The organism is Mycobacterium sp. NGS41 (genome assembly GCF_059812725.1).
In genome coordinates, this window is the sequence record NZ_JCALDF010000001.1 from 389,433 (window position 1) to 401,705 (window position 12,273).

At 62.5% G+C, this 12,273-nt stretch carries 9 protein-coding genes and 2 rRNA genes; 5 read left to right on the top strand and 6 right to left on the bottom strand.

Going from position 1 to position 12,273, the window contains the following annotated elements; all coding sequences use genetic code 11:
* Nucleotides 1-39: 39 nt before the first annotated feature.
* Nucleotides 40-3,143, top strand: a 23S ribosomal RNA gene (locus tag AC5Y21_RS01755).
* A gap of 95 nt (nucleotides 3,144-3,238) precedes the next feature.
* Nucleotides 3,239-3,352: ribosomal RNA gene (gene rrf, locus AC5Y21_RS01760) — 5S ribosomal RNA — on the top strand.
* 81 nt (nucleotides 3,353-3,433) lie between these two features.
* Here rrf and AC5Y21_RS01765 read toward each other — a convergent pair.
* The 3 genes from AC5Y21_RS01765 to AC5Y21_RS01775 all read right to left on the bottom strand — a co-directional run bounded on the left by AC5Y21_RS01765 (nucleotide 3,434) and on the right by AC5Y21_RS01775 (nucleotide 6,284).
* Nucleotides 3,434-3,931, bottom strand: a complete 498-nt coding sequence (locus AC5Y21_RS01765) for a methylated-DNA--[protein]-cysteine S-methyltransferase (protein ID WP_499908753.1) — start codon at nucleotides 3,929-3,931, stop codon at nucleotides 3,434-3,436.
* A 19-nt stretch (nucleotides 3,932-3,950) separates the two neighbouring features.
* Nucleotides 3,951-5,444 carry an AlkA N-terminal domain-containing protein gene (locus AC5Y21_RS01770; RefSeq protein WP_499908755.1) on the bottom strand — a complete coding sequence of 498 codons (1,494 nt, stop codon included), beginning with the start codon at nucleotides 5,442-5,444 and terminating at the stop codon, nucleotides 3,951-3,953.
* Between the two features lie 102 nt (nucleotides 5,445-5,546).
* Nucleotides 5,547-6,284, bottom strand: coding sequence for a FadR/GntR family transcriptional regulator (locus AC5Y21_RS01775; RefSeq protein ID WP_499908757.1), 738 nt, complete (start codon nucleotides 6,282-6,284; stop codon nucleotides 5,547-5,549).
* A gap of 23 nt (nucleotides 6,285-6,307) precedes the next feature.
* On the opposite strand from AC5Y21_RS01775, the gene AC5Y21_RS01780 reads away from it, so the two are divergent.
* Nucleotides 6,308-7,801 (top strand): carotenoid oxygenase family protein, encoded by a 1,494-nt coding sequence (locus tag AC5Y21_RS01780; protein WP_499908759.1) that lies wholly within the window; start codon nucleotides 6,308-6,310, stop codon nucleotides 7,799-7,801.
* Nucleotides 7,798-8,952 (top strand): acyl-CoA dehydrogenase family protein, encoded by a 1,155-nt coding sequence (locus tag AC5Y21_RS01785; RefSeq protein WP_499908761.1) that lies wholly within the window; start codon nucleotides 7,798-7,800, stop codon nucleotides 8,950-8,952. The genes AC5Y21_RS01780 and AC5Y21_RS01785 overlap by 4 nt, the downstream gene beginning before the upstream one ends.
* Before the next feature lie 18 nt (nucleotides 8,953-8,970).
* Here AC5Y21_RS01785 and AC5Y21_RS01790 read toward each other — a convergent pair whose 3' ends face one another.
* The 3 genes from AC5Y21_RS01790 to AC5Y21_RS01800 form a co-directional block, all read right to left on the bottom strand.
* Nucleotides 8,971-9,177, bottom strand: a complete 207-nt coding sequence (locus AC5Y21_RS01790; protein WP_499908763.1) for an FAD-dependent oxidoreductase — start codon at nucleotides 9,175-9,177, stop codon at nucleotides 8,971-8,973.
* A 57-nt stretch (nucleotides 9,178-9,234) separates the two neighbouring features.
* Nucleotides 9,235-9,726: a SpoIIAA family protein gene (locus AC5Y21_RS01795; protein ID WP_499908765.1), complete on the bottom strand. Its 492-nt coding sequence runs from the start codon at nucleotides 9,724-9,726 to the stop codon at nucleotides 9,235-9,237.
* Between the two features lie 187 nt (nucleotides 9,727-9,913).
* Nucleotides 9,914-11,551 carry an adenylate/guanylate cyclase domain-containing protein gene (locus tag AC5Y21_RS01800; RefSeq protein ID WP_499908767.1) on the bottom strand — a complete coding sequence of 546 codons (1,638 nt, stop codon included), beginning with the start codon at nucleotides 11,549-11,551 and terminating at the stop codon, nucleotides 9,914-9,916.
* A gap of 45 nt (nucleotides 11,552-11,596) precedes the next feature.
* On the opposite strand from AC5Y21_RS01800, the gene nucS reads away from it, so the two are divergent.
* Nucleotides 11,597-12,268, top strand: coding sequence for an endonuclease NucS (gene nucS, locus AC5Y21_RS01805; RefSeq protein ID WP_499908769.1), 672 nt, complete (start codon nucleotides 11,597-11,599; stop codon nucleotides 12,266-12,268).
* Nucleotides 12,269-12,273: the final 5 nt, after the last annotated feature.

Consider the following 12,273-nt stretch of genomic DNA (forward strand, 5'->3'; position numbering starts at 1 on the left):
TGTTCATAAATGTAATTTCTTCTTTGGTTTTTTGTGTGTAAGTAAGTGACTAAGGGCGCATGGTGGATGCCTTGGCATCGAGAGCCGATGAAGGACGTGGGAGGCTGCGATATGCCTCGGGGAGCTGTCAACCGAGCTTTGATCCGAGGATTTCCGAATGGGGAAACCCAGCACGAGTGATGTCGTGTTACTCGCATCTGAATATATAGGGTGCGAGAGGGAACGCGGGGAAGTGAAACATCTCAGTACCCGTAGGAGAAGAAAACAATTGTGATTCCGCTAGTAGTGGCGAGCGAACGCGGAACATGGCTAAACCGCACGCATGGGTAACCGGGTAGGGGTTGTGTGTGCGGGGTTGTGGGATTGATACGTCTCAGCTCTACCTGGCTGAGGGGTAGTCAGAAAGTGTCGTAGTTAGCGGAAGTGGCCTGGGATGGTCTGCCGTAGACGGTGAGAGCCCGGTACGCGAAAACCCGACACCTACCTTGTATCAACTCCCGAGTAGCAGCGGGCCCGTGGAATCTGCTGTGAATCTGCCGGGACCACCCGGTAAGCCTAAATACTACTCGATGACCGATAGCGGATTAGTACCGTGAGGGAATGGTGAAAAGTACCCCGGGAGGGGAGTGAAAGAGTACCTGAAACCGTGTGCCTACAATCCGTCAGAGCCTCTTCGTGGGGTGATGGCGTGCCTTTTGAAGAATGAGCCTGCGAGTCAGGGACATGTCGCGAGGTTAACCCGTGTGGGGTAGCCGCAGCGAAAGCGAGTCTGAATAGGGCGTATCCCCTTTTGGGGTGTAGTGGCGTGTTCTGGACCCGAAGCGGAGTGATCTACCCATGGCCAGGGTGAAGCGCGGGTAAGACCGCGTGGAGGCCCGAACCCACTTAGGTTGAAGACTGAGGGGATGAGTTGTGGGTAGGGGTGAAAGGCCAATCAAACTCCGTGATAGCTGGTTCTCCCCGAAATGCATTTAGGTGCAGCGTTACGTGTTTCACCACGGAGGTAGAGCTACTGGATGGCCGATGGGCCCTACTAGGTTACTGACGTCAGCCAAACTCCGAATGCCGTGGTGTATAGCGTGGCAGTGAGACGGCGGGGGATAAGCTCCGTACGTCGAAAGGGAAACAGCCCAGATCGCCGGCTAAGGCCCCTAAGCGTGTGCTAAGTGGAAAAGGATGTGCAGTCGCAAAGACAACCAGGAGGTTGGCTTAGAAGCAGCCACCCTTGAAAGAGTGCGTAATAGCTCACTGGTCAAGTGATTGTGCGCCGATAATGTAGCGGGGCTCAAGCACACCGCCGAAGCCGCGGCAACCGCAAGGTTGGGTAGGGGAGCGTCCCTCATTCCGCGAAGCCACCGGGTGACCGGTGGTGGAGGATGGGGGAGTGAGAATGCAGGCATGAGTAGCGATAAGGCAAGTGAGAACCTTGCCCGCCGTAAGACCAAGGGTTCCTGGGCCAGGCCAGTCCGCCCAGGGTGAGTCGGGACCTAAGGCGAGGCCGACAGGCGTAGTCGATGGACAACGGGTTGATATTCCCGTACCCGTGTATGAGCGCCCGTGATGAATCAGCGGTACTAACCACCCAAAACCGGATCGATCATTCCCCTTCGGGGGCGTGGAGTTTCGGGGCTGCGTGGAAACTTCGCTGGTAGTAGTCAAGCGATGGGGTGACGCAGGAAGGTAGCCGTACCAGTCAGTGGTAATACTGGGGCAAGCCTGTAGGGAGAGCGATAGGCAAATCCGTCGCTCATTAATCCCGAGAGGTGATGCATAGCCGATTGAGGCGAATTCGGTGAGCCTCTGCTGCCAAGAAAAGCCTCTAGCGAGCACATACACGGCCCGTACCCCAAACCGACACAGGTGGTCAGGTAGAGCATACCAAGGCGTACGAGATAACTATGGTTAAGGAACTCGGCAAAATGCCCCCGTAACTTCGGGAGAAGGGGGACCGGAATACCGTGAACACCCTGCGGTGGGAGCGGGATCCGGTCGCAGAAACCAGTGAGAAGCGACTGTTTACTAAAAACACAGGTCCGTGCGAAGTCGCAAGACGATGTATACGGACTGACGCCTGCCCGGTGCTGGAAGGTTAAGAGGACCCGTTAACTCGTAAGGGTGAAGCGGAGAATTTAAGCCCCAGTAAACGGCGGTGGTAACTATAACCATCCTAAGGTAGCGAAATTCCTTGTCGGGTAAGTTCCGACCTGCACGAATGGCGTAACGACTTCTCAACTGTCTCAACCATAGACTCGGCGAAATTGCATTACGAGTAAAGATGCTCGTTACGCGCGGCAGGACGAAAAGACCCCGGGACCTTCACTACAACTTGGTATTGGTGTTCGGTACGGTTTGTGTAGGATAGGTGGGAGACTGTGAAGCTTCGACGCTAGTTGAGGTGGAGTCGTTGTTGAAATACCACTCTGATCGTATTGGATACCTAACGTCGAACCGTATATCCGGTTCACGGACAGTGCCTGGCGGGTAGTTTAACTGGGGCGGTTGCCTCCTAAAATGTAACGGAGGCGCCCAAAGGTTCCCTCAACCTGGACGGCAATCAGGTGGCGAGTGTAAATGCACAAGGGAGCTTGACTGCGAGACCTACACGTCAAGCAGGGACGAAAGTCGGGATTAGTGATCCGGCACCCCCGAGTGGAAGGGGTGTCGCTCAACGGATAAAAGGTACCCCGGGGATAACAGGCTGATCTTCCCCAAGAGTCCATATCGACGGGATGGTTTGGCACCTCGATGTCGGCTCGTCGCATCCTGGGGCTGGAGCAGGTCCCAAGGGTTGGGCTGTTCGCCCATTAAAGCGGCACGCGAGCTGGGTTTAGAACGTCGTGAGACAGTTCGGTCTCTATCCGCCGCGCGCGTCAGAAGCTTGAGGAAACCTGTCCCTAGTACGAGAGGACCGGGACGGACGAACCTCTAGTGCACCAGTTGTCCCACCAGGGGCACCGCTGGATAGCTACGTTCGGACAGGATAACCGCTGAAAGCATCTAAGCGGGAAACCTTCTCCAAGATCAGGCTTCTCACCCACTTGGTGGGATAAGGCCCCCCGCAGAACACGGGATCGATAGGCCAGACCTGGAAGCTCAGCAATGGGTGCAGGGAACTGGCACTAACCGGCCGAAAACTTACCAACACACATCGCAACCACTAATCGGTACCCACGACAATTGTCGCGGCACCACACCCCCCATCAATACAACCAACACAATAGAGGTAAAGTAATAGAGTTACGGCGGCCACAGCGATAGGGAAACGCCCGGTCCCATCCCGAACCCGGAAGCTAAGCCTGTCAGCGCCGATGATACTGCCCAATTCGGGTGGAAAAGTAGGACACCGCCGAACATATACAAAAACACCCCCTGCAAAGGGGGTGTTTTTGCTTTTAATTGTAGGCATCGCGAGCGTGGCGCTCGCGGCGTATGCCTACTCGAACAGCGTCAGTTCCGCCGGCGCCCGGCTCTTCTCCAAGTCCAGCAGTGTCTGCTTCCGGTCGAGCCCGCCGCCGTAGCCGGTGAGTTTTCCGCTGGCGCCGATTACCCGATGGCACGGAACGATAATCGCGATGGGATTGTGGCCGTTGGCCAGTCCGACCGCGCGTGCGGCACCGGGTGCGCCGATCTGCGTGGCGATTGCTCCGTAGGAGCGCGTCTGGCCGTACGGGATGGTCATCAGCGCCTGCCAGACCCGACGCTGGAATTCGCTGCCGCGCATGTCCATTTCGATATCGAATTCGGTGAGCTCGCCGGCGAAATAGGCCTCGAGTTGCTCGACCGCTTCCGCGAACGCGCCATGATCGAGCGCCCAGTCGGCGCGGCTCGGTTCATAGGTCTGGTCGACCATCCTCAGATTCGTCAGTACAGAGCCACGGCCGGCCAGGGTCAACGGCCCGATTGGGCTCTCGATGGTGCGGTAGTGAATCATGCAATTTCCCCTTGGGGTTTCAGTGGCCTTCTACTGGCCATCGGTTTACCGGATGCTCGAGGGTGGTCCACAGATGCTGGGCGGCGTAGGAGCGCCAGGGCCGCCAGCGCGCGCTGTGCTCGATCAGCGTTCGTTGCGCGGTGGGCAGGCCCAACTGCTCGGCCGCCAGCTTAAGGCCGAGGTCGCCGGCCGGGAAGGCGTCTGGGTCGCCCAGGCCGCGCATCGCGATCACCTCCGCCGTCCAGGGCCCGACGCCCGGAAGGTTCAGCAGTTGCTCCCGTGCCCTGTCCCAGTCGCACCCGGCGTCCACGACGACGCTTCCATCGGCAAGTCCGGCGACCAGGGCGCTCACCGTTCGTTGCCGGGCCTTGGGGACGGCCAGATGGACGGGATCGATGTCGGCAAGCTGTTCGACCGACGGGAAGGTATGGGTCAACGTGCCCGCGGGATCGTGGACCGGCTGCCCGTAGGCGGCGACCAGTCTGGCCAGGTGGGTTCGCGCGGCTTTGGTCGACACCTGCTGCCCCAGCACCGCACGCAGGGCGAGTTCCGTCTCGTCGACGGTGCGGGGGATGCGTTGTCCGGGCGCCTTGGCCACCACAGGAGCCAGGTCCAGGTCAGCGCTGAGCGCTTCGACGACCGCTTCGGGGTCGGCGTCGAGGTCCAGCAGTCGTCGGCACCGGGCAATCGCGGTGGTGAGGTCGCGGAAGTCGTCGAGCACCAGCTGGCAGCCGACATGATCGACGGCCGGGGTCAGGGTGACCACCGCGTTGCCGCAGGGAAGCCGCAGGCTGCGCCGGTAAGCACCGTCGCGGACCTCCTCGCAACCGGGCACGGCGCCGGCGGCCAGGTGACCGAAGACGCCGTCATAGGCGAACGGGGTGCGCACCGGCAGTCGAACCGACAGGGCTCCCGGCGACGCGGCTCCGGCTTTCAAAGTCCCGAAACTGGTGGCAGCGCGCTTGCGCAACGCCGACGGCGTGTTTTCGAAGACCAGACGCACCGTGTCGTTGAACTGCCGGATGCTGGAAAACCCAGCGGCGAATGCGACGTCGCCGAACGCCAGGTCGGTGGTCTCGATCAATACCCGGGCGGTCTGCGTCCGTTGTGCACGGGCCAGCGCGAGCGGGCCGGCACCGACCTCGGCCTGCAGAAGCCGCTCCAGCTGGCGCGTGGTGTAGCCGACGCGGGTCGCGAGGCCGCCGACGCCCTCGCGGTCTACCGTGCCGTCGGCGATGAGCCGCATCGCCCGCGCAACCACGTCGCCGCGCACGTTCCATTCGGGCGAACCCGGCGATGCGTCGGGACGGCACCGCTTGCAGGCCCGGAAGCCCTCCCGTTGCGCGGCCGCCGCGGTCGGCAGGAACCGTACATTGCGGGCGAACGGCGGCCGCACCGGGCAACTGGGACGGCAGTAGATCCGGGTCGTCAGCACGGCGATGACAAACCAACCGTCGAACCGTGCGTCCTTGGACTGGACGGCCCGGTAGCAGCGTTCGAAATCTTCATGCACGCTTCCACAGTTACACCCACCCACCGACAAAACTGGCGGAAAAACGACATCAATGTCGGGCCGGTGGTAACCGTCGCAGCTGTGAAGTCGTAGCTGCCGGCGTTAGCGCCATGGCAGGTCGGTGTCCCCGCCTCTCCAGCGCGACGGTGGAATCATCGGCTCGCAGCGCAACCCGGATGCTTCGACGTGGCGCAGGGCGGCGTCCAGGTGCCGTCGCATCCGCTGCTCGGCCTGGCGTGGATTTCGTTCGGTGATGGCCGTGGCGATCGCACGATGCGATTTTGCGGCCTCCTCCCGGTCGTATTGGCTGATGTCCTGTGTGGCCGCCGCCCACCGCACCGCCTGCTCGATGGCGGCGAGAACAGTGATCAGGATGGGGTTGCCGCTCGCCCGCGCGACCATGTCGTGGAATTCGTGATACCCGGCCCCGTCGGGCGCTATACCGCCTTGCGCGACGGTGGCGATCGCCGTCCGCTCTGCTGCGCTGGCACGTTGGGCAACATGCGCGACGGCGGCGGGTTCGAGCATGCGCCGGAACTCCAACAAGTCGCCCCAGGTTGCGCCGGTCAGCGTGAGCAGCTGCACCAGCGACCGGGCCACCCGTTCGGGTTCTGGATGGCGGATGCGCACACCGCTGCGACCTTGACTGGTTTCGGTCAGACCTTCGGCGCCAAGGAGCCGCAGCGCCAGACGTACCGTTTCGCGGCTGACGCCGAGCTGGGCGATGAGGTCGGCTTCGGCGGGCAACGATTCTCCCGCCGCCAGTTCGCCGCTCAGGATTCTTCGGCGCAGAGCGCCGGCCACGATTTCGGGCGCCCGGGCGGGCCTGGCGGTCGTCATAATACTTAGTATACTATGTCCGCATGGTGACCATTCCGCCCGCCGCGGTTCTGAGCGGCGCTTTCCGGCCGATGCGTTTCGAAGCGACCGTCGAGGACTGCGTGACGACGTTCGGTGAGATCCCGCCAGAGCTGTCCGGCGGGTTTTATCGCGTTGGGCCGACATTCAAACGCCCTACGCGGCAAGGCGGCAACGGCCTGCTGGCCATGGACGGGATGGTTCAGGGGCTCACGTTCGACAACGGCCGGGCAGATTTCCGAAACCGCTGGATTCGCACTCCGAAGTTTCTGCTCGAGGAACGACACGGGCGCGCCATGTTCTGCTGGGCCGACGGTCAGTGGACCGATTGGCGCAACATCGGATTCGGTCCGGCGCTGCACGACGAGTTGACCCGTGGAGTGCCCCAGGGCACCAACAACATCAACTGCTTTCCGTTCGGTGGGGAGATTCTGGCCTCCGGCGAGCAGGGCAGCCCGCCGGTGGCATTGGACCCGATGACGCTTGAAACCCGCGGCATCGTGGGCTGGTCGCCACAATTGTCGCGCGGCATCTTCGAACCAGCCGGCTTCGGCGACGCGGCGTTTACCGCACATCCCAAGTGGGACACCGCGACCGGAACGTTGTATGGCTGGTCGTATGCGAACCGCGCCCCCTACGTGACCATCCATGTTGTGCGGCCCGACGGGGCTGTGCTGTCTCGCGCGCTGTCCGACGCGCCGTATTGCTCCGAAGTGCACGACATGTGGTTAACGCCGGACTGGATTGTGTTGCCGTTCCAGGGCTTTGCGTTCGATCCCAACCGTGTCGCAGGTGGCCAATCGGTGCAGGGTTGGAATCCTGAACTTCCGATCATGCTCGCGCTGGTTCCGCGCGACGACATCGCCGACGGTGAAATCCGCTGGATCACCGCTGAAATTGAGCCGCAATACGTCATGCATACCCTGTCGGCCGGTGCTGCCGGCGACACGCTCACGCTCGACGCACCGGTCTTTGAGCGTCCACCATTCCCGCTGGACATCGACCGATTCGAGGGCGACGATGTCGCGCTGTTCTTCAACCTGGCCCGCAGCACGCTTGGCCGCTGGACGGTGGACCTGAACACCGGAGCAGTGAAGTCCGAGTTGCTCAGCGACCGTCCGTGCGAGCTGCCGAAGGTCGACGAACGGTATTACGGCCGGGGCCACCGCTGGGGATACCTGATCGGTGGCGACGCCAAAGGCAACGGAATGCGGATGCACAGCCTGGTCGTGCGGGACCTGGACACGGGCAGTGAGCAGGACTACCGCCTGCGTCACGAGCGCCCTTCGCTGGTTATGGAACCGACCTTCGTGCCACGAACACCGGACGCTGCAGAAGGTGACGGGTACCTGATGGTGCCGGTGTCGCGCTGGACCGAAAACCTCGGCGAATATGTAATATTCGACACCTACGACATCACTGCCGGGCCGGTGTGCCGCATCGAAATCCCGTTCCTGCTGGGTTTCACTCCGCATGGACACTGGATGGACTTTCGATGACCGCGGCGCTTAGCGCAGCCGAAGAGGCCGAGCTGCGCACATCGGTATATGGAATCGTGGCGAAGTTCGGCAACGACTACTTCACTCGCTGCAGCGAGACACTGGAGCATCCCACCGAACTGTGGAACGCGCTGGCCGCCGGCGGATTTGTCGGAGTGAACCTGGCCGAGGAATACGGCGGCGGCGGAATGGGATTGACCGCCTTGAGCATCGTCGCCGAGGAAGCGGCCGCGGCAGGGTGCCCGGAGATCATGCTGATGATCTCCCCGGGAATCGTCGGCAGTCTGCTGGCCCGCCACGCCACCGATGAGCAGAAGGAGCGCTGGCTGCGGCCCATGGCGGCCGGAACGTGCAAGATCGCTTTTGCGATTACCGAACCCGACGCGGGGTCGAACTCCCATCACATCACCACCACCGCCAGACGCGACGGTGACACGTACTACATCACCGGACAGAAGACCTTCATCACCGCGATCGACCAAGCTGACGCGGTGCTCGTGGTCGCTCGCACCGGCACCGATTCCCAAGGCAGAGCGCAGCTTTCGTTATTAATGGTAGATCGCGAGGCACCCGGCATTGACATGCACCGCATTCCGATGACCTTCGAGATCACCGACAAGTCGTTCACCGTCTTCTTCGACAACGTTGCGGTGAGCCGCGATCGCATCATCGGCGGTGAGGGCAACGGCCTTCGCGTCGCATTCGACGGGATGAACCCTGAGCGGGTGATCATCGCGTCGATCTGCAATGGCGTCGCCCGATACGCGATGGACAAGGCCGTCGCGTACGCGCGTGAACGATGCGTGTGGACGGTGCCGATCGGCGCCCACCAGGGTGTCGCGCATCCATTGGCCGAAGCCAAGATCGCGCTCGAAGCCGCCCGGCTGATGACGCGGCACGCTGCGGCCGGTGTCGACTCCGGCGCAGATGCCGCAGAGGCGAGCAATATGGCGAAATTCTTGGCGGCAGAGGCCGCGACACGTTGCGTCGACCAGGCAATCGAGGTCCATGGAGGTAGCGGATTCACCCGAGAAGTGGCTCTGGCCAACATGTATGAGTTCGTGCGGCTGTTCAAGACCGTGCCGATCACACGCGCAATGGTTCTCAATCACATCGCCCAACACAGCCTCGGACTGCCCAGGTCATACTGAGAGCTGCGGCGCCCGTGGTCAGTTGAGTCGTCCGGTTGCGGAGACGGACGGTGCTGCTTGTTCGCCGCTTTCCACGGCGCCTTCCATGTGGATTGGCCAGCTGCTGCGTTCGGCGCCGGCGAAGTGCACACGGCCATGACGGTGTGGCAACGATCGGCGGAACTGGGTGAATCGGCTCGGTGGCAGATGCGCGTATGTGCCGCAGGTCAGGCGGTACGCCTTCATTTGCCCCTTCCCTCCCCAGACCCGTGTGAGCCGTTGCGATCCAGCAGATAGCCTCGATCAGCCAGTCTTGTGCCAGTTCGCCGTGCCCTTGGAGACGACAAGGCGACCTAGGGTTCCGACCGCGGCGGCTGATCCACCGACGTAAGCCTTGGTGATGTCCCGGGCTGACACGTCAACACCTTGGGGCACGCCTCTGAGCCACGCGATGGCGTCGTCACGTTCGTCGTTGTGATACACGCGCACCGGACAGGGCATCCACGCGCCGATGCCGCGGGTGGTCTCGCGGATCCACGCGATGTCACTCACGACAGCGCAGCCATCGAGCAACCGCACGTAACCCGCTCCAAGTCGGGCATCCGCCCACAGCGCACCCGCAGTGATGCGTTCGAAGCCCGGACCGAATTGGTAAAGCAGCCGCAGTCGGCTTCCTGTTCGTCGCGCCTGATACACCAGCGGCGCGAAGGCGCGCTCGTAATCGTCTGTCGTTACCGTCCCCACGGCTTCGAGGGCCTGAATGTCGACTGGCAAGCCCATAAGTTCTTTCAGCACAACGCTTCTCCAATACCGATGGTGACATCGACGTACCTTTCCGTTCTCAGCACGTCGCGGCCGCAGAAATGGACGACCCTATCTCCACTTCCTAAGGCAACTATTGCATAGGGCTATGGTAGTCGAGTCGGCGCGATCGGGCCACGTACCCGCACGACGATCCGGACCTACGGCCGCAGACCCTCGGCTATTTGCGTGGCTTGGCCGGCTCGATGGGCGACGCCAGCTGGGTGCGCTGATCGTGGCCCCGAAGCTTCACATGCCTGCCCAACGACCAATGCTCGCACTCACTTTCGCTCGCGCCCTCCAGCGTCTGCGACGAAGCCAGCAATTTGCCGGGGCGCGATTTGGCCAGTTCGCACAACCGGGCCGCCTCGTTGACCGGCTCCCCGATCACGGTGTACTCAAACCGCTCTTTGGTCCCCACATTGCCGGCGACGACCTGTCCGGCCGCCACGCCGATGCCGGCCTGGCAGTCGGGCATTTCCTCGCACAATCGGTTGGCCATGGCGCGTGCGGCGGCCAGTGCCGCATCTTCGGGGCTGTCCAGCGTATTCGGCGCGCCGAAGATGGCCAGTGAGGCGTCGCCTTCGAATTTGTTGACCAGACCACAATGGCGGTCGACCTCTTCGACGATGATCGTGAAGAACCGATTCAGCAGCTTGACCACATCGCCTGGAGGTTGGCTGGTCACCAGCTTGGTGGAGCCGATGATGTCGATGAATACCACCGCGACGTGACGTTCTTCGCCACCCAGTTTCGGTCGCTCGCGTTCGGCGGCGGCGGCGACCTCTCGCCCGACGTGCCGGCCGAACAGGTCGCGCACGCGTTCGCGTTCGCGCAGGCCGTCGACCATCGCGTTGAAGCCGCGCTGCAGCTCGCCGAGCTCGGTCCCGTCGAATACCACCAGGTCCCCGCGGAGATCGCCGCGCTCGACGCGCCGGAGCGCCGCACGGACCACCCGCACCGGGGTCGCCGTCAGCCAGGCCATGATCCACATCAGGATGAAGCCGAATATCAATGTCGCCGCGGCCACGATCAGCACTCCGACCGCGAACTCGGTCTCGGTCAGATTCCGCATCGTGATCTGGAAAATGGCGAGCAGGGCAATGCCGACGGTGGGAACGCCCGAACCCATCAGCCACACCATCATGGTTCGGCCCATGATGCCCTGCTCCAGGCGCCGAGGCGGTGGCCCCGCCTGCAGCGCCTGGGCGGCCACTGGGCGCAACGCGAACTCGGTGAGCAGGTAGCTGCCGGTGGAGACCATCAGGCCGCAGAACGCGACCGTGATCAGGAACCGTGGGATGAACTGGTGATTGATCGTTCCGTAGAGCGTGGTCAGCAGCACTGCGCCAATGCCCCACAAGACGAGGTCGCCGAGCGCAACACGCCACGCGGCCACGAAGGTGTTGAGCTCGTCGTCGTGGGTCGGTGTGCGTTCTTCGATCGCCCAGCGCAGCGCAATCACCGTTCGTCGGGTAATCCAATACGCGCCCACCGCCAACGCAAAGGTGATGTAGCCCGGCACGACGCCGAACGTGAGCCACTTGGGTGCGTCGTGGAACACGCTCGGTTGGGGAATGGCGACCGTCACCAACAGGATGTTGGCGGCGATACCAATGAGATTTGCCGCCACGATGAGGACGGTCATGATGACCTGGATGCGTACCCGCCGGCGCTGTTGGCTCTCTGACACCCGCCCGAGCAGCCAAGAGCCGTACGCAGGGGTATCGGGCAGTCGGCCGCTCTGCCGAGTCAGCGTCTCGAGCACCCGGCCCAAGCGTTGCCCAACGCTTTTGTTGGTGGCCTTCTTGCCGGACATGGTGGCGCCAGCCTAATTCGTTGACCACGCTCTAAGGTGAGTCGGGTGCGTCTAGTGATCGCTCAATGCACCGTCGACTACGTTGGCCGGCTCACCGCGCACCTGCCCTCAGCCCGCAGGTTGTTGCTGTTCAAGGCCGACGGGTCGGTCAGCGTGCACGCCGACGACCGCGCCTATAAGCCGTTGAACTGGATGAGCCCGCCGTGCTGGGTGACCGAAGAGCCCGGCGAGGCCGCGCCGGTGTGGGTAGTCACCAACAAGGCGGGCGAGCAGCTGCGGATCACCGTCGAGCAGATCGAGCATGATTCCAGCCACGACCTGGGTGTGGACCCGGGACTGGTCAAAGACGGCGTGGAAGCCCACCTGCAAGCGTTGCTGGCCGAGCACGTGCACCTGCTGGGCGAGGGATACACGCTGGTCCGCCGGGAATACATGACCGCGATCGGGCCCGTCGACCTGTTGTGCCGCGACGAGCACGGTGGCTGTGTCGCAGTCGAGATCAAGCGGCGCGGCGAGATTGACGGCGTCGAGCAGCTCACCCGGTATCTCGAATTGCTCAATCGCGACAGTGTTCTCGCGCCGGTCAAGGGGGTGTTCGCCGCCCAGCAGATCAAGCCGCAGGCTCGCACTCTGGCTGTTGACCGCGGGATCCGTTGCCTGACACTGGATTACGATCAGATGCGCGGAATGGACAGCGACGAGTACCGGCTGTTCTGACGTTT